The sequence below is a fragment of the Saccharococcus thermophilus genome, assembly GCF_011761475.1.
GTDB lineage: Bacteria > Bacillota > Bacilli > Bacillales > Anoxybacillaceae > Saccharococcus > Saccharococcus thermophilus.
This window is the reverse complement of sequence record NZ_JAASRS010000001.1, coordinates 508,963-533,555: the sequence shown is the minus strand read 5'-3', so window position 1 is coordinate 533,555 and position 24,593 is coordinate 508,963. Positions and strand designations below refer to the sequence as shown.

Below are 24,593 nucleotides of genomic sequence, written 5' to 3'. Positions count from 1 at the left end.
TTTTAATTATTTTTTTATAATTAACGTTTTTCCTGTCATTTCTTTCGGTTGAGGCAGGCCAAGCAAATCAAGCATCGTTGGTGCTAAATCGCCTAAAATGCCGTCCTTGCGGAGTTCGATTCCTTTTTTCGTTACGATGACCGGAACCGGGTTCGTCGTATGTGCCGTTTGCGGTTTGCCATCCGGCGTCAATACTTCATCCGCGTTTCCGTGGTCTGCCGTAATAATCGCGATGCCACCTTTGGCTAAAATCGCGTCGACGACTTTGCCAAGACATTCATCGACCGCTTCGACCGCTTTAATGGTCGGTTCCAGCTTGCCGGAGTGGCCGACCATGTCTGGGTTCGCATAGTTTAAAATGATTGCGTCATATTTATCTGCTTCAATTTCTTTGAGGAGCGCATCCGTTACTTCGTAAGCGCTCATTTCCGGTTTCAAGTCATATGTCGCAACTTTTGGTGAGTTGATTAAGATGCGGTCTTCACCTGGAAACTTCTCTTCCCGTCCACCGCTCATAAAGAACGTAACGTGCGGATATTTTTCCGTTTCCGCGATGCGAAGCTGGCGCAATCCATGTTGCGATAGGACTTCACCGAGCGTATTATCCAAATTCGTCGGTTTAAACGCGACATACCCTTTTACGGTTTCACTAAAGTGTGTTAAGCATACAAAGAACAAGTTTTTCGGATGTTTCGGACCGCGGTCGAACTCGCGGAAGTCTTCGTTCGTAAACGTATTGGAAATTTGAATCGCCCGGTCTGGACGGAAGTTGTAAAAAATGATTGCGTCTTCGTCTTTAATCGTCGCCACCGGCGAGCCGTCTTCGCGCACGATGACCGACGGAAGCACGAATTCATCGTAAATGCCATGTTGATAAGAGTCTTCAATGCACTCAAGCGGATCGCGATAGGTTGGTCCTTCCCCATATACCATCGCGCGGTACGCTTTTTCGACGCGCTCCCATCGTTTATCTCGGTCCATCGAATAATAACGGCCCGATAAGGTCGCAATTTCCCCGACGCCATACTCTTTTATTTTTTGTTGCAATTCTTTGATATATTTTGGCGCCGTTTGCGGTCCGACGTCGCGGCCATCTAAAAAGCCGTGGATATAGACGTTTTTGACGCCTTCTTTCGCCGCTAACCGCAATAGTGCATATAAATGGTTAATATGGCTATGCACGCCGCCGTCGGAGAGAAGGCCGAAAATGTGCAAATTCGTGCCTTTTTCTTTCACATGATTCATCGCCGCTAAAAACGTTTCATTGCGGTCAAACTCTCCTTCGCGAATCGCGATGTTGACGCGCGTTAAACTTTGATAGACAATGCGGCCGGCGCCGATGTTTAAATGGCCGACTTCCGAGTTGCCCATTTGTCCTTCCGGCAACCCGACCGCCTCGCCGCATGCAGTTAATGTAGCATGCGGATATTCATTCCAATACCGGTCAAAGTTTGGTTTTTTCGCTTGCGCAACCGCATTGCCATATGTTTCTTCGCGAAGCGCAAATCCGTCTAAAATAATTAACGCCACTGGTTTTTTACTCATGTTGTCCAGCCTCCACTAGTTGTAAAAATGATTTCGGATCGAGGCTTGCACCGCCGACAAGGGCGCCATCAATATGTTCTTGCGCTAAAAATTCGCGAATGTTTCCCGGTTTTACGCTGCCACCGTACTGAATGCGTACGGCTTGGGCCACTTCTTCTGAAAAAATGTCTGCAAGAATCGAACGGATATGACCGCATACTTCATTTGCATCTTCAGCGGTCGACGATTTGCCAGTGCCAATCGCCCAAATTGGTTCATAAGCAATGACCACTTGTTTTGCTTGTTCTACGGTTAAACCGGCAAGCGCTTTTTTTACTTGCACGCCAACAATGTCATTTGTTTTGCCGCTTTCCCGTTGTTCTAACGTTTCACCGCAGCAAACAATTGGAATAAGCCCATGTTTGAAAGCAGCAAGTACTTTTTTATTCACCGTTTCATCCGTTTCCGCAAACATTTCGCGGCGCTCGGAGTGACCGATAATCACGTAAGTAACACCGATATCTTTCAGCGCAACTGGGCTAATTTCGCCAGTAAACGCTCCTTTGTCTTCAAAATGCATATTTTGCGCGCCGATTTTTAAATCAGATCCTTGTACGTTTTGGACAAGCCGGTCCAAAAATAAAAATGGCGCACAAATGACAGAGTCTACTCGTTCCGCCGGTGGAACAAGCCGTTTTACTTCTTCCACGAAGCTTACTGCCTCCGGCAATGTTTTATGCATTTTCCAGTTTCCTGCGATAATGCGTTTTCTCATCATCTGTCCCTTCCTTTCTCAAGAAAGGAGTTAGCGCGTTATTTATCGTTTAACGCAACCACTCCAGGAAGTTGTTTTCCTTCCATAAATTCAAGCGATGCACCGCCGCCGGTAGAGATATGGTCCATTTTTTCGGCTAAGCCGAATTTTTCTACCGCCGCTGCGGAATCGCCGCCGCCGATGACCGAATATGTATCGACAGCATCCGCTAACGCTTGAGCTACTGCTTTCGTTCCTTCGGCAAAGGCATCCATTTCAAATACGCCCATTGGACCGTTCCATACAACCAACTTGGATTTCATAATGACATCGCGATATAGTTCGCGTGTTTTTGGACCGATATCAAGCGCTTCCCAATCGCTTGGAATCGCATCAATCGCAACGACTTTCGTATTGGCGTCTTTCGCAAACCGATCAGCTACGACGGCGTCAACCGGCATATAGAAGTTAACTCCTTTTTCTTTCGCTTTTTCCATAAACGATTTGGCCAGTTCAATTTTATCTTCTTCCAGCAGTGATTTGCCAATTTCATGGCCGAGCGCTTTCACAAACGTATACGCCAGTCCACCGCCGATAATAAGGTTGTCCACTTTATTAAGTAAGTTTTCAATAACGCCAATTTTATCTTTTACTTTCGCCCCGCCAATGATCGCCGTAAATGGACGATCTGGATTAGACAACGCTTTTCCTAACACTTCAATTTCTTTTTCCATTAAAAATCCGGCAACCGCTGGTAAGTAGTGTGCAATTCCTTCTGTAGAAGCATGTGCCCGATGGGCAGCACCAAACGCATCGTTCACATAAATGTCCGCTAATTCAGCAAAAGCTTTCGCCAGCTCCGAATCGTTTTTCTCTTCGCCCGGATAAAAGCGGACGTTTTCTAGAAGCAATACATCGCCTTCATTCATTTTCGAAATTGCTTCTTTTACTGCATCACCGTATGCTTCGTCTGTTTTTGTCACATTTTTTCCAAGCAGTTCACTTAAACGCCGAGCAACAGCATTTAAGCGTAATTCTTCGACGACTTTTCCTTTCGGGCGGCCAAGGTGGCTCGCTAAGATCACTTTTGCGCCTTGTTCCATTAAATAACGAATCGTCGGAAGCGCGGCGCGGATGCGCGTATCATCTGTAATTGCGCCATTTTCCATTGGCACGTTAAAGTCGACGCGGCAAAATACTCGTTTTCCTCTCACATCGACATCCCGAACCGTCTTTTTGTTCATGGCCCTATGCCCCCTTTTTGATGATATTGTTCCCACAAATGAAGAGGAGTGGGGATCATTTCCCCGCTCCCCCTCCACCATCCTATTATAGACTTGACCAGGTGCGAAAAACAACGGCTATCCTTATAGGCCTTTTGAAGCAATATATTCGGCAAGATCCACAACGCGATGGGAGTAGCCTGTTTCGTTATCGTACCAAGAAATGACTTTTACCATTTTTCCTTCTAGGACCATTGTGGAAAGCGCATCGATTGTCGAAGAAGCAGTGCTGCCGTTATAATCGCGAGATACTAGCGGATCTTCGCTGTAAGCTAGGATGCCTTTTAATTCGCCCTCCGCTGCTTCTTTCAATACTGCGTTGACTTCTTCAACGGTTACTTCTTTTTCAAGTTCCGCAACAAGGTCGACAACAGATACGTTTGGTGTCGGTACGCGCATTGCCATACCGTTTAGTTTGCCTTTTAGTTCAGGAAGTACAAGCGCAACCGCTTTTGCCGCACCAGTAGTTGTCGGAATAATCGACTCAGCAGCGGCGCGGGCACGGCGTAAATCTTTATGAGGCAAGTCTAAAATTTGTTGGTCGTTCGTATACGAGTGAACCGTTGTCATCATGCCGCGCACAATGCCAAATTTTTCATGAAGCACTTTCGCAAATGGCGCTAAGCAGTTTGTTGTACAAGAAGCGTTAGAAATAATGTGATGGTTGGCCGGATCGTATTTGTCTTGGTTTACACCCATAACGATCGTAATATCTTCGTTTTTCGCCGGCGCGGAAATGATGACTTTTTTCGCTCCAGCTTCTAAATGTTTTGCCGCATCTTCACGTTTCGTGAAGCGTCCTGTTGATTCAACGACAATGTCTACACCTAATTCGTTCCATGCTAATTGGGCTGGATCGCGCTCTGCTTTCACCACGATTTCTTTTCCATTGACAACGATATTATTACCGTTGACGGATACTTCGGCATCTAATTTTCCATGAACCGAGTCATATTTCAACAGATGTGCCAATGTATTGGCGTCCGTTAAGTCATTTACCGCCACTACTTCAATGTTTGGATTTTTTAATGCAGCCCGAAATACGTTACGGCCGATACGGCCAAAACCGTTAATACCAATTTTTACAGCCATGGATAGCTCCTCCTTAAAATATAATTTGTATATGATAAAGGGATATTACTCCCCTAACAACGCTTTTGCCGCACCTTCATCGGTAATTAAAATGGAGTGCGGGGCTCGTTTCATATACGCTTGAATTGCTTTCGCCTTCGACGCCCCTCCAGCGACCGCAATGACGTGCTCGACATGCGGGAGGTCTTCAAGCTGAATGCCGACCGTTTTCACTTTATGAACAACTTCTCCTGCTTCGTTAAAGTAATAGCCAAATGCTTCGGCAACCGCATGGCGTGCTTTTATTTTCTCCATATCCTCTTTTTTCGTTTTCCGGCGCTCTGCCATAGTGATAGCATCTCCAATTCCATGTACAACCATGCGGCACGACTTAATGAGTTCTAGCATTTCTTTCACAGTCGGCTCTTCAATTAACGATTCATACGCCTCGCGGCTGAGATGGTCAGGAACGTGAAGAAGCGGTAATTCCCTAGCGCTTTTTCCGCCATTTTCGCGCAAATGGTATTGGCCTGGTTTTCTACATTCTCCCCTAGACCGCCTCGTGCGGGAACAAATAAAAGATCGTTTAACTTCGCATCCGGCGTCATCATTTCGGCCACTGCAGCCATTGTGGTGCCTCCTGTTACCGCCACAATGTCGCCATTTTTCAACCGCTCTTTCATACAGATGACGCAAGCTCTTCCCATTTCTTTTTTTACCCAAGGAGAAAGGTCGCTATCCCCTGCCACAACGATGGCTTTTTCAATATGCAGCTTTTGTTTTAACGCTGCTTCTAAATCTTTTAGCCCTAGCACTTCCCTCATGACATCTTCGAGCGTACGTAGCAATTCCTTTCCTTCAGGCGTTAAGCTCGTGCCGATCGAGCCGACTGCCAACAAATTTTGCTCTTTTAAAAACTGCACCTCGGAACGAAGCACACGCTCGCTCATTCCCAAACTGTTTGCCAGCACCCGGCGACCGACTGGCTGCATGAGGGAAATATAGTGCAATATTTGATAGCGTTTTTGCATCACTTCCAGAAGATCGGGTAATAATTTTTTTTGCGCCTCAATTAACGATTGCATGACCCCTTCTCCTTAGCTATGGATATCACATGGACATTAATTGTCCCGGTGTGACTTATTATGTCCCACCATTGCAAAAAGAATTCCTCCCGCACAATTTCATTGTAACAGGAGGAATACGATTGTTCAACTTTTTCGCGCCTCTAGTAAGCGCTTTCTTATGACATCTTTTTGAACAAGGCCAAAATCTACTTCTTCCCCGTCGATCTCGACTACAGGAATCATTAATTGATATTTTTCCAGCAGCGTGTCATCTTGATAAATATCGATTTCATTGATTTGAAAGGAGAACTCGTTTTGTAGCTCTTGCAGGACTTGCTTCGCTTTGTCGCATAACGGGCAGTTCGTTTTGGAATATAAATTAATCTTCATTTGTTTGTCCCTTCCTTATCCATACTGTTTTCGCTTTGCCGATGATGGAATATGCAGCTGCTCGCGGTATTTGGCGACCGTTCTCCGCGAAACGACGATGCCGTATTGCTCCTGTAACAACTCAGCAAGCTTTTGGTCGGAGAGGGGCTGTTTTTTGTCTTCTGTCTCTATTAACTGCTTCATCACCATTTTTACTTTTACCGAAGAAGCCGCATCCTCCTCTGCATAAACAGGAGAAACAGAACTGGCAAAAAAGCGGCGCAGTTCCACGGTGCCAAACGGCGTTTGCACGTATTTATTTTTCACCGCACGGCTGACAGTAGATTCGTGAATGCCTAGCTCCTCGGCCACTTCACGCATCGTGAGGGGCTTTAACGCAGCAAACCCCGTTTCCAAACATGGCAGCTGCTTATTGACAATGACGGCCATAATATTTAACAACGTTTGTTTGCGTTGCTCTAAGCTTTTAACAAGCCATAAAAACTGCCGATATTTATCTTTGACAAAACCGTGAACTTGGCTATCGTAGGAATAGGAAATTCTCTGTTCATACTCCCGATTCCAGACTAATTCCGGATGCACATCGTCGTTAAAGAAAATGCGCCATTCTCCTTTTTCCGCGCCGCGTTCGATGATGATATCCGGAATGATAAAATGCGGCATCTCCTTTGTGTAATGAATGCCAGGACGCGGTTCAAGCGTGCGGATTAAATCCCATACGCGCTGCAACGAGGCGATATCGACCCCAAGCTGCTTCGCCAATGTTTTCCATGACTTTTCCGCAAATAAGGAAAAATGATGTTTGATGATTTGTTCAGCAAATTCATCCCGCTCTGGCAAACGTCGCAACTGCAAATATAAACATTCTTCCAAGCTGCGCGCTCCAACGCCAGCCGGCTCTAATGACTGAACGATTTCAAGCGCCTTTTCCGCTTCCTCCCTTGAAATAGCTAATCGATTAGCAATTTCTTCTAGATCGATCCGCAAATAGCCGTCTTCATCAAGGGAAGCGATGAGGTAACGCACGGCGCGTTCTTCCCGTTTTGCAAGCGAAAGCGCCGGCAACTGTGCCATTAAATGCGCCGAAAGCGTTTCGGAGCGCGCGCTCATATTTTCCAGCCACTGCTGTTTGTCTTTGTCCGATAAGCGGCGCCCGCTTCGCTTCCAACGATGATCACGAACCTCCAAAAAAGGATTATCGAGTGACTGTTCGTATAAAAAAGATTGCAGTTCCACGGCAGAGTACTGCAATAGTTCAATCGCCTGCGTCAGTTCTTTTGTCAGCGCCAGCTTCAACCGTTGCTCTTGCAATAATTCCGTCCTCATCATCCATCCCCCTTTTCTTTTATTGTACACTACTGCCCCCTCGGCATGGTATAGAAATAATTTAGCAACGCAGTGAGGGACATTTCCATGCCTGTTGTGGCCGAACATGACCTGTAGCAATATATATATTCCATAAACGCAAAAAACCTGCCGCTTTTCGCGGCAGGTTTTTTTCATACGCCCTCGGCAGGATTCGAACCCACGCTAAGAGAACCGGAATCTCTCGTGCTATCCACTACACTACGAGGGCATCATGTTCAGTTGCATGTTCAATTATAGTTGAAACTTCTCTAAATTGCAAGAGGAAAAATGCGTTTAAAAAATGGAAAAGAGGTTATGATGAAAAGAGGGATGTTTGACATCGTTCACGAATAATTATAAATGTAAGGTCAAAAGTAGTAAGGTCAAAGATGTTTCGTTTGACCTTCATTGACCATTCAGGTATGATAAAAATACATATGATTAGTCAATGGCAAAGGAGGAAACTTCATGTATTTAATCCCTACCGTTATCGAACAAACAAACCGCGGTGAACGTGCGTACGACATTTATTCCCGCTTATTAAAGGACCGTATCATTTTTCTCGGCACTCCGATTGATGATCAAGTAGCGAACTCAATCGTCTCGCAGCTGTTATTTTTAGCCGCGGAAGATCCGGAAAAAGACATTTCGCTTTATATTAACAGCCCAGGCGGTTCGATTACAGCCGGCTTAGCGATTTACGATACGATGCAATTTATTAAGCCGGACGTTTCGACGATCTGCATCGGCATGGCTGCGTCTATGGGCGCATTTTTGCTCGCCGGCGGCGCCAAAGGAAAACGATTCGCTTTGCCAAACAGCGAAATCATGATCCATCAACCGCTTGGCGGCGCCCAAGGTCAAGCAACTGAAATCGAAATTGCCGCTAAACGCATCCTTTTCTTGCGTGATAAATTAAATCGCATTCTCTCTGAAAATACGGGGCAACCGATTGAAGTGATTGAACGCGATACAGACCGCGACAACTTTATGACGGCGCAAAAAGCGCAAGAATACGGAATTATTGACCGCGTATTAACGCGCGCGGACGAAAAATAAAATAAAAGGGCTGCTTCGCCATCGTTGTGAAGCAGCCGCTTTTTTATTTTTCTTTTTGTACATAGCTGGCCAGCTTTTCAATCGCTGCCTTTTCGTCGGGACCGTCCGCAATCAACGTAATGACGGAACCGCTACTAATCGCTAGGCTCATTAGCCCCATAATGCTTTTGGCGTTTACCCGTTTTCCATCTTTTTCTAAAAAAATATCAGAAGAAAAGCGGTTCGCTTCTTGCACAAACAACGCAGCCGGGCGCGCTTGCAATCCCGTTTTTAATTTTACTTCTACTTGTTTCTCTATCATTCCCCATCTCCCCTTTTTATTTTTATAACGATTTATGAAAATCAACAGGCTTTCCAGCCCGCAGCCGGTCGGCAATTTCATCGATTTTGCGCAAGCGGTGGTTAATTCCCGATTTGCTGATCTTGCCCCCGGATACTAATTCGCCTAATTCTTTTAATGTTACATCTTGATACTTTATCCGCAATTCGGCAATTTCCCGCAGCTTATCCGGAAGGGAGCTTAATCCGATCGTTTCGTCAATGTAGCGAATATTTTCGACTTGACGGAGCGCGGCGCCAATCGTTTTATTGAGATTAGCGGTTTCGCAGTTGACAAGCCGGTTGACCGAATTTCTCATATCACGCACAATGCGAATATCTTCAAAGCGCAACAGCGCTTGATGGGCACCGATAATATTTAAAAACTCGGCAATTTTTTCTGCCTCTTTTAAATACGTAATAAACCCTTTTTTTCGTTCCAACGTTTTCGCATTCAGAAAAAAATGACTGTTCATTAATTCACATAATGAATTATTATGTTCTTCATAAAGGGAAAAAATCTCTAAATGGTACGAGGACGTCTCTGGATTGTTGACCGATCCGCCGGCAAGAAACGCCCCACGCAAATAAGAACGCTTACAGCACTTTTTTTTCACTAATTCTGGCGAAATCGCGTGAATTAGCGAAAAATCCTCCTTCAATATTTTCAAATCTTGTAACAGCTCATGCGCGCCATCAACAACGCGGACAATGTATACATTATTTTTTTTCAAACGCATTTTTTTGCGAACAAATAGTTCAACCGTGACGCTATACCCTTTCTTTAACAAGGTGTAAATTCTCCGCGCAATGGCAGCGTTTTCCGTTTGTACATCGACAATCATTTTCCGGTTGGAAAACGACAAGGAGCCGTTCATGCGGAGAAGGGCAGACAATTCCGCCTTTAAGCAGCACGGCTTGACTTCTAAATTGGTCAGCTCTTTTTTTGTCTCTGACGCAAACGACATCTATCGTCACCTCCATTAGTTCAACGCGCGCCATTAGGAAGAAGGAGGTGCTGTAATCAGCGAGAGAAGCAATGACGCCACTTTTTTCGTATCATGGCGGATGACCTGATCCTCGTAGCTGACGATATGATCGCGAATCACTTCTATTCCTAATTCCGCAAGCCGATCACTGTCATCTTGCACCGGTTCCGCCAACTCTTGTGCATAGCGCTGTTGAATGTCTTCCGGAATTTGGCCGCTATTGACAATAACCACATCAAGAAAAGAACATCCCATATGGTCATGCAGGGCTTTTACATGATCACTAACCGTATAATGCAGCGTTTCACCCGCTTGGGTCATAATGTTGCATACATACACTTTTTTCGCCTTTGCCTGGCAAACTTCTTGGCCAATTTTCGGCACGAGCAAGTTCGGCAAAATGCTCGTATATAAACTTCCCGGACCAACAACGATTAAATCTGCCTGACGAATCGCTTCGATCGTTTCTGGAAGCGGTTCAATATCTTCCGGAGTCAAAAACACTCTTTTAATTTTTTTTCCGGAATAAGGGATTTTTGACTCTCCGGAAACAATGGCACCGTCCTCCATCTCGGCATGAAGGACAACGCTTTTATTCGCTGCCGGCAGCACTTGCCCGTGTACGTTCAACACCTTGCTCATCTCACGGATCGCTTTGACAAAATCTCCCGTGATCGACGTCAGCGCTGCCAAAATTAAATTCCCCAATGAATGGCCTGACAATCCATTGCCGTTTTGAAACCGATGTTGGAACAATTCGACGATAAGTGGTTCGACATCCGATAGCGCCGCCAATACGTTGCGCACATCCCCCGGCGGCGGAATCCGCAATTCATCGCGCAATCTCCCTGAGCTGCCTCCATCATCGGCGACAGTGACGATCGCCGTAATATCAATATCATGATGTTTCAAACCGCGCAGTAATACAGGAAGTCCTGTGCCGCCGCCAATGATGACCATCTTCGGTTGCGTTTTCTCTTTCATTTATGCTTTTCCTTTCTCCTCTCCATGTCGCGATGGGACACAATCGTTTTATAATCAGCGGAAAAATGACGGGCGATATATTCAGCGATCGCTACCGAGCGATGCTGTCCTCCCGTACAGCCAATGGCAATAACAAGCTGGCTTTTGCCTTCCCGCTTGTAATGCGGGAGCATAAAGGTCAATAGATCGATCAGTTTTTCCAGAAATTTTTGCGTTTCTCCCCACTTTAGCACATACGAAGCCACTTCTTCATCCAATCCCGTTTTCGGCCGCATATGATCAATATAGTGCGGATTCGGCAAAAAGCGCACGTCAAACACTAAATCGGCGTCAATCGGAATGCCGTATTTAAAACCAAACGACATGACATTGACCGTAAATGTTTGTTGTGCGTGGGAAGAAAATTGCCGCAAGATTTTTTCGCGCAATTCCCGCGGCTTCAAATCGGATGTGTCATAAATAATTTGCGCCCGCCCCTTCAGCTCCTCGAGCAACTCGCGCTCTAAACGAATGCCTTCAAGAGGCAGACCGTTTGGTGCGAGCGGATGCGTCCGTCTCGTTTCTTTATACCGCGCCACAAGCGTCGAGTCTTTCGCATCCAAAAATAAAATTTGCGGCGTTATCCATTGCTGCTCGGCCAGCTCATCTAACGCCGTAAACAAGCTGTCGAAAAAGTCGCGGCTTCGCAAATCCATCACTAATGCCACTTTATTCATTTTATTCCCCGACTCTTTCATTAGCTCCAAAAATTTTGGAAGCAAGGTCGGCGGCAAATTGTCGACACAAAAAAAACCTAAGTCTTCAAAACTTTGAATCGCAACCGTTTTCCCCGCACCGGACATTCCAGTAATAATCACCATTTGGATATGGTTGTTCGCCGTGCCTTTGTCCATCCTTCCCCCTCCCTCTCCATCAACTAGGATCTAACCGATAGGAAAGCAGCTCGAAATCTTCCGTATATATAAACGTTCCGTACATAATGTCCGATCCCTTTAAAGCATATTCCAAAATATGATAGTCTCCCGGCGCCATCGGCAGTTCGTGGATCGTTTCCACCGACTGCCACTCCAGCTTGCCTTCTTCACAATACGGAACGTTTTCACCGTCAAACTGGTCGGCAAAAAAGGTAAACATCATCCATTCAGAAACGATTTGTTCCCCATCTTTCATAACAACCGTAAAAACCCCTTTAAGCTTTGGGTTTTTTAAGTAAATCCCCGTTTCTTCGCGATATTCGCGAATGCAAGCTTCACGGATCGATTCTCCTTGCTCCATCTTTCCGCCTGGAGCCACCCACCATCCTCGTTTCGGCTTTTGCAGCAGCAGCACTTTCCCGTCTTTCAATAAAACGCAGTTCGTTACGCGTTGCAACACGCTCACCTCAACATTGCTTCATCGAAAAGCACTTTGATTCCTATTTATTATATTATACTATTTCTCCCAATCCACTACAATGAAGAAGCAGGGGGGGGGAAACAGCGCCGTCTCCAACAACGGGGGTTTGACGGTTTGACGGCAAAAGCGCCCGCGCAGTACGGGGCTTCCTATTGGACAAGGCAAAAAACAGGGAAAATGGTCGCAAAAAAAGAAGCACGGGAAAGGGTACCCGTGCTAATCAAAAAGATCTATATAAAAGGGGGTCAATTACTATCTTTAGCATACAAAAAAAATGTTTCATACGTGTTACAGACGGATTAAACATCCATTACGATTTGATTACTTTATGTTTAATTTTTCCTTCAGCTCTTCCACGTAATGTTGCGCGCTTTGCGCCGCAATGCTTCCGTCGCCGGTTGCCGTCACGATCTGCCGCAGCGATTTTTCGCGGACATCGCCAGCGGCAAAAATGCCTGGCACTTTTGTCTCCATCCGTTCATTTGTTTCAATATACCCATTTTCGTTCGTAATGCCAAGGTTTGCGAATGGCTTCGATAACGGAAGCATGCCGATGTAAATAAATACCCCATCGCACGGAAACTCGCGCTCTTCTCCCGTCTGCGTATGAACGAGCGTCACACTGCCGACTTTTCCGTCTTTCGCATTAATTTGTTTCACGGTATGATTCCAGATGAAATCAATTTTCTCGTTCGCAAACGCGCGGTCTTGCAATATTTTTTGCGCGCGCAGCTGATCGCGGCGGTGAACGATCGTCACTTTATTGGCAAAGCGGGTTAAATATACCCCTTCTTCAACCGCAGAGTCGCCGCCACCGACCACAACAAGGTTTTTTCCTTTAAAGAACGCCCCGTCACAGACAGCGCAATAAGAAACACCGCGGCCGCCAAGTTCCGCTTCACCAGGTACGCCAAGCTTCTTATATTCTGCTCCGGTCGCAATGATGACGGCACGCGCTTTATATTGCTTATCGCCAACGACGACCGTTTTATATTCTTCACCATCAATAATTTCTTTCACATCGCCATACGCATATTCGGCGCCAAACTTTTTGGCGTGCTCAAACATTTTTGTCGCCAGTTCCGGGCCTAAAATATTTTCAAAGCCTGGATAGTTCTCGACATCTTCTGTATTGACCATTTGTCCGCCCGGAACACCGCGTTCAATCATCAGCGTTGACAAATTGGCGCGAGATGTATAGACAGCGGCAGTCATTCCTGCTGGTCCGGCCCCTGCGATAATGACGTCGTAAATTTTTTCTTCTGACACGTCGTTCCACTCCTTCGTTAATTAATCTTTTACCATTATGGTATAGAAGTTCTAGATTAGCGTCTATTGATTTGCTCACGACAATAAGCTTTTCACTCTTTTTACATATTTTTGCACCGTTGACGGCGAAACATGATATTTTGCAGCTACCGATTTTTGCGTGACATTCATTCCTTGTTGCCTACGCCATACATATTCCACGGCCGCCGCCCAAGCCGCATGGTTCGCAAACAGCTCATTGTCTCTAATGGCGTTAATGGCTACCGAAAACCATGAAATATACAACGTTTCCTCTATTTCATCATTGTTCGCCATCAATATTTTCACAATTTGATCGATATTAGCGACATAAGAAGGCAACGTTTCCTCCATACGAAATAGAAAATAATCCATAAATGGGCGAAGGAGCGGATGGGCAGGCAAATAGCGGCGAATCGCTAACGAGACCGCAATGTCGTTTTTATATGGCGACTGACTAAACAAATAAAGCCCATATAACATTTCAGCGGTGTTTTTGCGATAAAACCAGCGGATAATGCGTTGAAGCTCTGCATCAAGCGGCGGAGCGGAGAGTGCCCACGGTTCCTCCCCTTGTTTATCCGGATTTAAGGTGACAACTTTTTCCCAAATGTGTTTCGCGAACAGCTCATGCCCAGTATAATAAGCGGCATTCGCAAGCCAATAATAAAAGGCTTCATCGCCATCGTAACCGATTTTATATAAATGGTATAGCCAGCGAAAAGCAAGGTCAAAACGACCGACAAGGGCAAATGTCGCCCCAAGCTTGTAACGATGTTCGATAAAAAATGGATATACGCATGACAACGTTTCACAAAGATCATCGACTTGCCGTCCATCACGCAAATAATAATAAAAAACAAGCAGATTGCAAAGCGCATGCAAATTGCCTGGATTGCGATCGAGCACTTGTGCGACCATTTCTTGCGCTTTTTGCACATTTCCGCTGTAAAAATAGGCAAGCGCTAAGTTGTTATACGCCGCCCAAAATTCAGGGTAGTTGGCCACCATCGTTTCTAACAAAACGATCGCTTCTTCAAACGCTTCCTTTTCTAGCAAATACCGCGCCCGTTCCTGCATGGCAATTAAAGTTTCCTGTTCGTCATTTTCTACATCTTCTCGATCTATTTTCAGCAATTCCAATAAGTCTTTCAGGTCCTCGGCGAAATCGCCGTCCGGATCATGCATTAAATACATCTCCGCATACTTCATTGCCTCGCGAAACAGACCGAGATAGGCAAAGTTATTCGCTAAAAAATAAAAACATTCATACATCGTTTCATCCAATTCATGGATGATTTTCAACAGCCATTGGTTGGAGAACTGATACTCCCCAAGCTCCGCCAGCACCAAGGCAAGCTGAAAGGCGAAGGAAGCATCGTTTCCATCGTATTGGACGGCGCGTTCGAAGTATTTTTTCGCTTTATATAAATCGCCGAGCTGATACGCCTTCATTCCTTTTTTAAAAAAGTATTCTCCACTTTGGATAAATGGTACAATCGTTGCTTTTCGTTGCGTTGGCTTTAGTTGTTTTCCCATTGAACCCTCCATCTTTTGTTGAATTCACCGAAAAAAGTATACCATATTCTGCAGAAAAGCGAATAAAAAATAAGCTGGCTTTCCTAAAAAGCCAGCCCGCTATCACTTTTTTGCGTCATGGCGCTCCGCTAGCACCTCCAGCACCGCATCGAGCGGCAGCTTTTGCTCGCGAAGCAGTACAAGCAAATGATACAATAAATCGGCTACTTCCCATTTCAACTCGTCATGGCTGCGGTTTTTCGCGGCGATAATCACTTCCGCCGCTTCTTCACCGACTTTCTTTAAAATTTTATCGACGCCTTTTTCGAACAAATACGTCGTATATGCGCCCTCCGGACGTTCCGCATCCCGTTTCGCGATAACCTCCTCTAATGTGTTAATAATCGCAAACCGATTTGGCAAAGCTTCATGTTTTTCTCCGTTCATACGGTTTGAAAAACACGAATAGCTTCCTGTATGGCAAGCGGGCCCGGCTGGCTCGACAAGCACCAAAAGCGCGTCACTGTCACAATCGTAGCGCATCTCGACAATGCGCTGCGTATGTCCGGAAGTGGCGCCTTTATGCCAAAGCTCCTGGCGCGAACGGCTGTAAAACCATGTTTCGCCTGTTTCAAGCGATTTTTTTAGCGATTCTTCATTCATATAGGCGAGCATCAATACTTCTTTGCTTTGCGCATCTTGGACAATCGCGGGAACAAGTCCTTTTTCGTCAAAGCGAATGGCTGCGAGGTTCATCGTACATTTACCCCTCTTTCTTTTAAATACGCTTTTACTTCTTTCACGGATGTTTCTTTATAGTGGAAAATCGAAGCGGCCAGCGCGGCATCTGCTTTTCCTTTTTCAAACACTTCAAGGAAATGTTCCGCCTTCCCGGCTCCGCCGGAAGCGATGACCGGAACCGGCACCGCTTCGCTTACTTTCCTCGTCAATTCGATATCAAAGCCATTTTTTTCACCGTCACAATCCATGCTTGTCAATAAAATCTCTCCGGCACCGCGGCGAACCGCTTCTTTTGCCCATTCGACGACTTCTAAGTCCGTCGCCTTGCGCCCGCCATGCGTATAAACGCGCCACGAACCGATCGCTTCATCGTATTTCGCATCAATCGCCACGACGATGCATTGCGAGCCAAAAAAGTCCGCGCCTTCCGTAATCAGCTGCGGATTGCGAACCGCGGCCGTATTGAGCGATACTTTATCGGCGCCGGCGCGCAAGATCGTTTTCATTTCTTCCAACGAATGGATCCCACCGCCGACCGTAAAGGGGATCGCCAGTTGAGCGGCAACTTTCTCGACGACTTCGACCATCGTTTTCCGCCCCTCGTGCGAAGCGGAAATATCTAAAAAGACAAGCTCATCCGCTCCTTGTTCATCGTAGAACTTCGCCAGCTCGACCGGGTCGCCGGCATCGCGAAGCTGCACAAATTGCACTCCTTTGACGACACGGCCGTCTTTCACATCTAAACATGGAATAATCCGTTTCGTAATCATTCGTCTTTCACCGCCTCAAGCGCCTCTGCGACGGTAAATTGTTTCGTATAGAGCGCTTTGCCGACAATTGCACCAACGACGCCATCACCGGCATGTCTTTTTAACGATACAAGATCGGAAAGCGAACTGACACCGCCGGAAGCGATAACCTGTTTTCCGGTTGCCCGCGCCATTTCAACGACTGCCGTAACATTTGGACCTGACAGCATTCCGTCGGTGGCGATATCGGTAAAAATAAACGTTTGCGCCCCAGCTGCGGCGAGCTCTTTCCCAAGGTCTGTCGCTTTGACATTGGAAGTGCGAAGCCATCCTTCCGTCGCCACCAATCCATTTTTCGCATCAATCCCGATGGCGATGCGCTCGCCGTATTTTTTCAGCATTTCTTTGACAAACGGCGGATCGGCGATAGCGGCGCTCCCTAAAATGACGCGGGATACGCCGTTTTCTAAATAATACACAATATCCTCTTCCGTGCGGATGCCTCCGCCAATTTGCACTTTCACCGGCAGCTGCTTTGCCACTTCGACGACGAACCGGTCATTGACACGTTTCCCTTCTTTCGCGCCGTCAAGATCGACCATATGAATCCATCGCGCCCCTTGCTCGGCGAATAAGGCGGCCATTTCGACCGGCGAATCGCCGTATACCGTCTCTTTCTCATAATCGCCTTGCAACAGGCGGACGCATTTGCCGCCGCGCATATCAATCGCTGGATAAACCGTAAACGCCGCCATCATCCGTTCCCCTTTCCTTCTACGATCGCCACATAGTTTTGCAATATCTTCATGCCTACCTCGCCGCTTTTTTCCGGATGAAACTGGGTGCCAAATATGTTTTCTTTGCCGACCACGGCCGGTACTTCGACATTATATGTGCTGCTTGCCAGCACCGCCTTGGAATCGTCTGTCACGACATAGTAGGAATGAACAAAATAGACATGCCCTTCTTCTACATGGTCAAGCAGCGGCGAAGCATGATGAAACTTTAGCCGGTTCCAGCCCATATGCGGCACTTTATAGCGCTCGCCGTTCGCCCCCGCCTCAGGAATGCGGACGACGCGGCCGCGCAGCAGTTTCAATCCTGCCGTTAACCCATTTTCTTCGCTCTCTTCAAATAACAGCTGCATGCCAAGGCAAATGCCAAGCAGCGGGGTGCCGCTGTCCGCAGCGGTGCGGATGAAGTCGGACAAACCTGTTTCCCGCAAAATATGCATCGCGTCTTTAAACGAACCAACACCTGGCAAAATCAGCCCTCGCGCCTGTTTCAGTTCATTTGGATCGCCGGAAATTATATACGGATAATCAAGACGCTCTAACGCCTTGCTGACACTGTATAAGTTTCCCATTCCGTAGTCAATAATACCGATCATCGTCACAACATCCCTTTCGTTGATGGAATGCCTTTGACGCGCGGGTCGATCATCGTCGCTTCATCGAGCGCGCGCCCCAGCGCTTTAAACACCGCTTCAATCATATGATGCGTGTTGCGCCCGTAATGGACGATGACATGCAAATTCATGCGCGCTTCGAGCGCCAATTTCCATAAAAATTCATGCACGAGCTCGACATCGAACGTTCCAACTTTTTCGCTTGGAAACTGTCCGCGAAACTCGAAATGCGGACGGTTGCTTAAATCGACGACGACTTGGGCGAGCGCCTCGTCCATCGGGACAAACGCGTTTCCATACCGCTTAATCCCTTTTTTATCGCCAAGCGCCTCGCGCAGCGCCTGCCCGAGGCAAATGCCGATATCTTCGGTCGTATGATGGTCATCCACTTCCGTGTCGCCTTGCGCCTTGACCGTTAAATTAAAATGTCCGTGCTTCGTAAATAAATCGAGCATATGCGTTAAAAATGGCACGCCGGTATCCAGCTCCGCTTTCCCTTCCCCGTCAATGACAAACTGCAGCTGAATATCCGTTTCCTTTGTCGTTCTCGAAATCGATGCATGCCTTACCATAACCTATGTCCCCCTTATTTTTTAAAACGTTCTTCAACGGCGCGCGCATGTGCTTCAAGCCCTTCAAGTCTGGCAAACGTCGCGATTTTTTCCGCGTTTTGCTTTAACGCCGGCTCGCTGTAAAAAATGATGCTCGATTTTTTCACAAATTCATCCACGCTTAATCCGCTCGAAAACCGGGCTGTACCGTTCGTTGGCAGCACATGGTTTGGACCGGCGAAGTAATCGCCAACCGGCTCCGAGCTGAAGCTCCCTAAAAAAATCGCTCCCGCATGGCGGATTTGGCCAAGAAGTTGCATCGGTTCAGCTGTCATTACTTCCAAATGCTCCGGTGCCAATTCATTGACGACTTCCACCGCTTCCGCAAGCGTTTCTGTGACGTAAATGGCTCCGTAGTTCTCGAGCGACGCAGCGGCAATCGCTTTGCGCGGCAGCGTCTCCAGCTGTTTTTCGACCTCGCGTGCGACTGCAAGCGCCAATTTCATCGATGGCGTGACAAGAATCGCGGAAGCGCGTTCATCGTGCTCGGCTTGCGACAACAAATCAGCGGCAATTTCGTTCGCCTTTGCCGTTTCATCCGCCAACACGACGATTTCGCTCGGTCCGGCAATCATATCAATCGCGACTTGCCCGAACACTTCGCGTTTCGCGAGCGCCACGTAAATGTTGCCTGGCCCGAAAATTTTATCGACCGGACGAATCGTCTCCGTTCCGTACGCAAGCGCGGCAATCGCCTGCGCACCGCCGACTTTATAGATTTCTTTCACTCCTAATTCGTTCGCCGCCACTAACACGCCGGCCGGAAGCGTTCCGTCTTTATTTGGCGGAGAGGTGATCACAATTCGTTTGACCCCTGCCACTTGAGCAGGAATGACATTCATAAGCACCGATGACGGGTAGGCGGCTGTCCCGCCTGGAACGTACAGTCCAACCGCATCAAGCGGCGTTATTTTCTGACCGAGCATCGTGCCGTCTTCTTTTGTCATGATCCATGACTCTCTCTTTTGACGCTCATGATAATCGCGAATGTTTTCCGCCGCCTCTTGGATGATCCGAAGCACTTCTGCGCTTACGTTCTGATACGCCCTTTTGATTTCTTCGTCTGTCACGCACAGCGAATCAAGGCGGACGCCATCGAATTTTTCCGTATAACTTTTTAGCGCTTCATCACCGCGAGCGCGCACATCGGCAATAATCTCCAGAACCTTACTGCGCTGTTCTTCCGTCCCTGATTCAATCGTACGGCGCAGTGATACACGGTTTGTCACTCGTTCGATTTTCACGTTTGCTCTCTCCTTCATTGCGGAATGACTTCGGATAAACGATGAACTAGCTCATCAACCGCTTCGTCTTTCATGCGGTAGCTGACCGGGTTGACGATTAATCGCGATGTGACATCAGCGATTTTCTCCAATTCTACCAGCCCGTTTTCTTTCAGCGTCCGTCCGGTTGAGACAATATCGACAATGCGGTCGGCAAGACCGATTAACGGCGCCAGCTCAATGGAGCCATTCAACCGAATAATTTCGACTTGCTCGCCTTGTTCGCGAAAATAGCTAGAGGCGATATTTGGGTATTTCGTCGCTACGCGCGGCGCGATTTGATTCATGCGCACACCCGGCAATCCTGCCACCGCTAAATGACATTTGCTAATCTTTAAATCTAACAGCTCGTACACATCGCGCTCTTCTTCCATCATCACGTCTTTACCGGCAATGCCTAAATCGGCCACCCCATGTTCCACATAGGTGACGACGTCCATCGGCTTGGCGAGAATAAAGCGCATGTTTTCTTTCGGAACTTCAATCATTAGTTTTCTTGACTCGGCAAATTCCGGAGGGAGCGTGTAATCCGCTTTGCGAAGCAGATCGACCGCTTCTTCGAAAATACGCCCTTTCGGCATCGCAACAGTGAGCATCGTTTGTCACTCCTTATGAGTGTTGATTATCAAGATATAATAGTGTAGCAATAAGCCTAACAAAGAATGAACTCAGCTTTTCTGCCAGCATGCTACACTTGCCTAGCCGGTAAGCATTAGCTTGCCGACTCCGGCAGAAAAGCTACATATAGACCAATGGCAACTGTTTTTTTGCTGGTCAATCATCGCGCCTGATTACTCTTTTTCTTTGCTTCCAAGCAAATACGTCATCGACGGATACCGTTTGCTGTAGGCATCAATATCCCGAATCCCGGAAATGTGCTGCAAAACGACGCGTTTCCCTTCGCGGCGCTTGGCGACAGCCAATTCAATCGCCTCGGCAAACCGCTCTTGGCTAAATACGATGCACTCGATGTTCGGCTCCGCTTCTGATTCGCCAAGTGCTTCGATAAGCCGATCGACGCGAATGCCGAAGCCAGTCGCCGGAGCTTTGCGGGCAAACTTCTCCAATAGGTCGTCATAGCGGCCGCCATTTCCGATCGGAAAACCAACCTGTTCGGCGTACACTTCAAATAAAATGCCCGTATAATAGCTCATATGGCTGACAAGCGTCAAATCGAATTTCACCTCATCGGCGACTCCGTACATGTTCAGCGCGCGAAGCAGCGAGTCGAGCTCCTCTGCAGCGCGCTTTCCTTCTTCGCAATGGATCACTTCTTTCGCCTCTTCCAGCATCATGCCGCAGCCACGCAGCGAAAGAAGCTGAAGCAGGCGTTTTTGGTCAATGGAGGAAAGCGGCAGTGATTGGACGTGTTCGCGATAGCCAACATAATTTTTTTCATATAAGAAGCGTCGCAACACGCTAGCCCGCTCTTCATTTCCTAAAATCTCTAAAAATAAAGCGTTGACATAGCCAATATGGCCGATCGTAACAGTAAAATGCTGCAGTCCGGCGCGTTTAAGCATGGCAATCATTAAGCTAATCACTTCCGCATCGGCCGCGATCGTCCCATCCCCGATGCATTCAACACCGATTTGTTCAAACTCCGCCGGACGCCCTCCCTCGTGCTGCTGGGCGCGGAACACGTTTGCGTTATAGGCAAGGCGGAGCGGATTGCCATCTTTGTAAAGCCGGGAAGCGGCCAGCCTTGCGATCGGCGCCGTCATATCCGGGCGAAGCACCAGCGTATGCCCTTGCTGATCGAGCAGTTTAAACAGCCGATGGTCCGCGATCGCCGAAACCGAACCGACTGTTTCGTAATACTCCAGCGTCGGCGTTTCAATAAACTCATATCCCCACTTTTCGATTTCATCCGCCATCGCTTGGCGGACACGTTTTTTCATTTCATATAAGAACGGCAACGTATCGCGCATGCCTAACGGTTTTTCAAACATAAACAACTTTTTTGACATGTTCACACGTCCTTTATAATAAATGCTTTAGTTTGCTAATATGGTAGAGAAGTGAAGTTATTAGTAGTTTACTCCTCATTGGCCGTGACGTCAACCATAAACTTTATGCCGACTGATTCAAAATGTTGGAGGAGAATTTTTGAAGGAAATGTTATTTACAGATTTAGTCAAGCGTTTTCCCTCACCAGTACCACGCTAAACCACGCCAAATGATCCCCATCTCCATTCATTTTGCGAAGCATTTCCGCAATAACCGGAACAATTCCCCTTCTTATTCTTTTAGGCTTGGCGACAGGCGGAGAACGGTATTATCTTTTTGCATAGGCATCTGTTACCCCCTGTTTGTTTTTTGCCATCTTACAAGAAGGGAGTCCTTTTTATGCGATTCGCTTTTACCCATCTCCTCCGATGAAGAAGGGAACGGATTTTCCCTAACAAACCTTTTACTCATACGAACAAAATAAAGCCCTACAGCATGCACAGATCCCCCATCCGAACTATCATTGGGCTGTTTGTTCGCATACGCATACCCATTCTGCATGAGGATATCGTCCACATCCCCTGAATCTCGATTCAAGGAAAGGAACACGCCATGCGTTGGATGATAGTATCGGGTAATTAAGTAATAGAGAGCCGCTTCTTGGTCATATTGGTATCCCACATATCGGTATGGGTTTTCCTCCGCCAAGGCGTCGGATTGGGAAAGAATGTTCCCCCACGAATCATATTGGTAACGGAACACAATGTTTCCTTGTTACTCATTTAGAGTGTGAATCGTCTATTTCTTTTGTTTCAATTTCTTTATTGTGATTTTGATATCGTCTAATAGTGCGCTTTCACTTAGCCATTTCCAAAATTTCTTTTTTGTTAAATACTTTTTTTCCTCAACAATTCTTTCAAGCCTTGATGCATCATCAGTATTTCCATATCTACCTATTGCAAGTATGGCATGATTCTTTAGTGTTGTATTAAAATCACCCGTTAAAATTTCAAAGAACTTATTTACTACATCCCTGGTAACTTTATCCTTAGGAAATTTTCCCGCGAAAGCAAGTAGAGTAACGGCACTAAAAATACGCTCAAATTCCTCACTAAAGAGATCTTCTATTATAACTTTTGATGCTTCTGGATGATCAAATGAATGATAAATAGCCTCTGCTAATGCTTTATGAGAATAACGGGAATCTGGTTTTCTGTACTCCTTGATTATTTCTTCTATTCCACACATTATTTGTAATTTTGCTACCTTGATTTGTTCCAGTACCTCTTTGTTATTCGTCTTGATTTTGTCTAATTCTCTTATAGCATTATAATTGCTAATTACTCCTATCATAGCTATGTCTGCGATTAAATTCGTACCACTTTTTTTAGATAAATTGTGAATCTTTCTTTTTAATTGAGTTTCCTTACCCTCTAAAAAATCCAATACACTTTCTGCATAAGCTTTAACAAAAAATATCTCTGTTTCATCTTCAAGAATAGTTTTCAAAAAAGGGATTACACTACTGTCATTTAATAATTTCAATGTTTCTAATATACCAATCTTGCCGATGATGTATAAAAGTTTGTGTAAAGCATTTTGCTAGAACAAAAGAAAAAAGGTAGGGTATTCTCTGATTGGACCAAAAATCTTAGAGAAAGGAGTACCCTACCTATGTCTAAAAGAAGTATACCGAATGTCGACTGGGCAAATCAACTGGAAAGTGTCATTCGTCAGTTTGTGAAGGAAAAATTAGAGCTGATTATGCGGGAAGAAATCAAACATTTCCTCGAAATCGAACAGGCTGGAACGCCGAATATGAGAAACGGCTACTATCAGCGAAATCTAGATACGCAATATGGCCGGATTGAGGGTCTTTTGGTTCCAAGAGACCGAAACGGGGAATTTCAAACACAGTTGTTTGCCCCTTATCAACGCCACACCGGCTGGCTGGAGGAAGCCATCATTAGGATGTATCAAAGTGGCATGAGTACACGGGAAATTGGCAAGTTTATCGAACGAATTCTAGGAAATGCTTATTCTCCAGCGACGATCAGCCGTATTACCGATGTCGTGAAAGAAGACATCGAGAAATGGCACCATCGTCCACTATCCAAACGTTATTCTGTCTTATATTTGGACGGCTTGTACGTGAAACTTCGCCGCGATACGGTAGAGAAAGAAGTCATTTATGTGGTGTTAGGAGTGAATGAAGAAGGGTATCGAGAAATTCTGGATTTCTTCGTGGGAGGACAAGAAAGCGCCTATGGATGGCAGGAAATTCTTCAACACCTCTACCAAAGAGGCGTCAAGGAAGTGCTTCTTGGCGTCTTCGATGGCCTTCCGGGGCTGGAGGAAGCCTTTAAGGCGGTGTATCCGAAAGCCGATGTGCAGCGCTGTGTCGTGCACAAAGTCCGCAACACCCTCAGCCGTGTTCGGAAAAAAGACCAATTCGAAGTGGCCGAGGATCTCAAGCTGATTTATCGCGCGCCGAATAAGGAGATGGCGTTACAAATGTTTCAACAGTTTGAGTCGAAATGGTCCAGCAAATATCCAAGAGAAGTTCAATCTTGGGCCAATGAGTTGGATGTCCTCCTTACATTTATGGATTATCCAAGCAGTATTCGAAGTGTGATTTACACGACGAATGTCATCGAACGAACGATCAAAGAGATTCGGAAACGTCTAAAGCCGATGAACAGTTTGAGCAGTTTAGAAGCCGCGGAAAAAGTCGTGTATTTGACCATCCAAGATTTTAATGAGAAATGGGCAGGGCGAAAGTTAAGAGGATTTGCCGAAGCGCAGGAAGCCCTTCAACGAATGTTTGAAGAACGTTATTGTTAACCAAATATTGTAAATAAACAA

24 protein-coding genes, 1 tRNA gene and 2 pseudogenes are annotated in these 24,593 nt (G+C 46.4%); 2 read left to right on the top strand and 25 right to left on the bottom strand.

The window, feature by feature from the left end:
- Positions 1-6: 6 nt before the first annotated feature.
- The 8 genes and pseudogenes from gpmI to BDD39_RS02810 all read right to left on the bottom strand — a co-directional run bounded on the left by gpmI (position 7) and on the right by BDD39_RS02810 (position 7,665).
- Positions 7-1,545, bottom strand: coding sequence for a 2,3-bisphosphoglycerate-independent phosphoglycerate mutase (gpmI, locus tag BDD39_RS02845; RefSeq protein WP_166907939.1), 1,539 nt, complete (start codon positions 1,543-1,545; stop codon positions 7-9).
- On the bottom strand, positions 1,538-2,299 hold the full coding sequence (gene tpiA, locus BDD39_RS02840) for a triose-phosphate isomerase (protein WP_166907937.1): 762 nt from the start codon (positions 2,297-2,299) through the stop codon (positions 1,538-1,540). The genes gpmI and tpiA overlap by 8 nt, the downstream gene beginning before the upstream one ends.
- 38 nt (positions 2,300-2,337) lie before the next feature.
- Complete coding sequence (locus BDD39_RS02835) at positions 2,338-3,522, bottom strand: phosphoglycerate kinase (protein ID WP_166907935.1); 1,185 nt, start codon at positions 3,520-3,522, stop codon at positions 2,338-2,340.
- 123 nt (positions 3,523-3,645) lie between these two features.
- The gene (gap, locus tag BDD39_RS02830) at positions 3,646-4,653 is read right to left on the bottom strand and encodes a type I glyceraldehyde-3-phosphate dehydrogenase (protein ID WP_166907933.1); all 1,008 of its coding nucleotides are present in this window, start codon (positions 4,651-4,653) and stop codon (positions 3,646-3,648) included.
- 45 nt (positions 4,654-4,698) lie between these two features.
- Positions 4,699-5,717 (bottom strand): annotated as a pseudogene (locus BDD39_RS02825) (sugar-binding transcriptional regulator).
- A 126-nt stretch (positions 5,718-5,843) separates the two neighbouring features.
- A complete protein-coding gene (locus BDD39_RS02820) occupies positions 5,844-6,089 on the bottom strand; it encodes a glutaredoxin family protein (protein ID WP_166907931.1) in 246 nt (81 codons plus the stop codon).
- A gap of 15 nt (positions 6,090-6,104) precedes the next feature.
- Complete coding sequence (gene rpoN / locus BDD39_RS02815; protein ID WP_166907929.1) at positions 6,105-7,415, bottom strand: RNA polymerase factor sigma-54; 1,311 nt, start codon at positions 7,413-7,415, stop codon at positions 6,105-6,107.
- A 178-nt stretch (positions 7,416-7,593) separates the two neighbouring features.
- A tRNA-Arg gene (locus BDD39_RS02810) sits at positions 7,594-7,665 on the bottom strand.
- A 239-nt stretch (positions 7,666-7,904) separates the two neighbouring features.
- On the opposite strand from BDD39_RS02810, the gene clpP reads away from it, so the two are divergent.
- Positions 7,905-8,495, top strand: coding sequence for an ATP-dependent Clp endopeptidase proteolytic subunit ClpP (gene clpP, locus BDD39_RS02805; protein ID WP_166907927.1), 591 nt, complete (start codon positions 7,905-7,907; stop codon positions 8,493-8,495).
- A gap of 43 nt (positions 8,496-8,538) precedes the next feature.
- On the opposite strand, the gene BDD39_RS02800 is transcribed toward clpP, so the two are convergent.
- The 17 genes and pseudogenes from BDD39_RS02800 to BDD39_RS02720 all read right to left on the bottom strand — a co-directional run bounded on the left by BDD39_RS02800 (position 8,539) and on the right by BDD39_RS02720 (position 23,273).
- Positions 8,539-8,796 (bottom strand): HPr family phosphocarrier protein, encoded by a 258-nt coding sequence (locus tag BDD39_RS02800; protein WP_166907925.1) that lies wholly within the window; start codon positions 8,794-8,796, stop codon positions 8,539-8,541.
- 22 nt (positions 8,797-8,818) lie between these two features.
- Positions 8,819-9,781, bottom strand: a complete 963-nt coding sequence (gene whiA / locus BDD39_RS02795) for a DNA-binding protein WhiA (protein ID WP_166907923.1) — start codon at positions 9,779-9,781, stop codon at positions 8,819-8,821.
- Positions 9,782-9,814: 33 nt separating this feature from the next.
- Positions 9,815-10,786, bottom strand: coding sequence for a gluconeogenesis factor YvcK family protein (locus BDD39_RS02790; protein WP_166907921.1), 972 nt, complete (start codon positions 10,784-10,786; stop codon positions 9,815-9,817).
- Complete coding sequence (gene rapZ, locus BDD39_RS02785; RefSeq protein ID WP_166907918.1) at positions 10,783-11,679, bottom strand: RNase adapter RapZ; 897 nt, start codon at positions 11,677-11,679, stop codon at positions 10,783-10,785. Before rapZ ends, BDD39_RS02790 begins: the two co-directional genes overlap by 4 nt.
- A gap of 19 nt (positions 11,680-11,698) precedes the next feature.
- Positions 11,699-12,157 carry an NUDIX hydrolase gene (locus BDD39_RS02780; protein WP_166907916.1) on the bottom strand — a complete coding sequence of 153 codons (459 nt, stop codon included), beginning with the start codon at positions 12,155-12,157 and terminating at the stop codon, positions 11,699-11,701.
- Between the two features lie 345 nt (positions 12,158-12,502).
- Positions 12,503-13,450 carry a thioredoxin-disulfide reductase gene (gene trxB / locus BDD39_RS02775; protein ID WP_166907914.1) on the bottom strand — a complete coding sequence of 316 codons (948 nt, stop codon included), beginning with the start codon at positions 13,448-13,450 and terminating at the stop codon, positions 12,503-12,505.
- Positions 13,451-13,525: 75 nt separating this feature from the next.
- Positions 13,526-15,007 carry a tetratricopeptide repeat protein gene (locus BDD39_RS02770; RefSeq protein ID WP_166907912.1) on the bottom strand — a complete coding sequence of 494 codons (1,482 nt, stop codon included), beginning with the start codon at positions 15,005-15,007 and terminating at the stop codon, positions 13,526-13,528.
- Positions 15,008-15,109: 102 nt separating this feature from the next.
- Positions 15,110-15,742, bottom strand: a complete 633-nt coding sequence (gene hisIE / locus BDD39_RS02765) for a bifunctional phosphoribosyl-AMP cyclohydrolase/phosphoribosyl-ATP diphosphatase HisIE (protein WP_166907910.1) — start codon at positions 15,740-15,742, stop codon at positions 15,110-15,112.
- Positions 15,739-16,497, bottom strand: coding sequence for an imidazole glycerol phosphate synthase subunit HisF (hisF, locus tag BDD39_RS02760; RefSeq protein WP_166907908.1), 759 nt, complete (start codon positions 16,495-16,497; stop codon positions 15,739-15,741). The genes hisIE and hisF overlap by 4 nt, the downstream gene beginning before the upstream one ends.
- Positions 16,494-17,231 (bottom strand): 1-(5-phosphoribosyl)-5-[(5-phosphoribosylamino)methylideneamino]imidazole-4-carboxamide isomerase, encoded by a 738-nt coding sequence (hisA, locus tag BDD39_RS02755; RefSeq protein WP_166907906.1) that lies wholly within the window; start codon positions 17,229-17,231, stop codon positions 16,494-16,496. Before hisA ends, hisF begins: the two co-directional genes overlap by 4 nt.
- On the bottom strand, positions 17,231-17,872 hold the full coding sequence (gene hisH, locus BDD39_RS02750) for an imidazole glycerol phosphate synthase subunit HisH (RefSeq protein ID WP_341801434.1): 642 nt from the start codon (positions 17,870-17,872) through the stop codon (positions 17,231-17,233). Before hisH ends, hisA begins: the two co-directional genes overlap by 1 nt.
- Positions 17,869-18,456, bottom strand: coding sequence for an imidazoleglycerol-phosphate dehydratase HisB (hisB, locus tag BDD39_RS02745; RefSeq protein ID WP_166907902.1), 588 nt, complete (start codon positions 18,454-18,456; stop codon positions 17,869-17,871). The genes hisH and hisB overlap by 4 nt, the downstream gene beginning before the upstream one ends.
- Positions 18,457-18,470: 14 nt before the next feature.
- Positions 18,471-19,739 (bottom strand): histidinol dehydrogenase, encoded by a 1,269-nt coding sequence (gene hisD, locus BDD39_RS02740; RefSeq protein WP_166907900.1) that lies wholly within the window; start codon positions 19,737-19,739, stop codon positions 18,471-18,473.
- A 14-nt stretch (positions 19,740-19,753) separates the two neighbouring features.
- On the bottom strand, positions 19,754-20,374 hold the full coding sequence (gene hisG, locus BDD39_RS02735) for an ATP phosphoribosyltransferase (RefSeq protein WP_166907898.1): 621 nt from the start codon (positions 20,372-20,374) through the stop codon (positions 19,754-19,756).
- Between the two features lie 195 nt (positions 20,375-20,569).
- Positions 20,570-21,748 (bottom strand): ATP phosphoribosyltransferase regulatory subunit, encoded by a 1,179-nt coding sequence (locus tag BDD39_RS02730; RefSeq protein ID WP_166907896.1) that lies wholly within the window; start codon positions 21,746-21,748, stop codon positions 20,570-20,572.
- A gap of 331 nt (positions 21,749-22,079) precedes the next feature.
- Positions 22,080-22,502, bottom strand: a pseudogene (locus BDD39_RS16815) (RHS repeat-associated core domain-containing protein); the annotation flags it as partial.
- Positions 22,503-22,526: 24 nt separating this feature from the next.
- Positions 22,527-23,273 (bottom strand): hypothetical protein, encoded by a 747-nt coding sequence (locus BDD39_RS02720; protein ID WP_166907894.1) that lies wholly within the window; start codon positions 23,271-23,273, stop codon positions 22,527-22,529.
- A 129-nt stretch (positions 23,274-23,402) separates the two neighbouring features.
- On the opposite strand from BDD39_RS02720, the gene BDD39_RS02715 reads away from it, so the two are divergent.
- Entirely contained in the window at positions 23,403-24,572 is a 1,170-nt protein-coding gene (locus BDD39_RS02715) for an IS256 family transposase (RefSeq protein ID WP_166907073.1), read from the top strand.
- Positions 24,573-24,593: the final 21 nt, after the last annotated feature.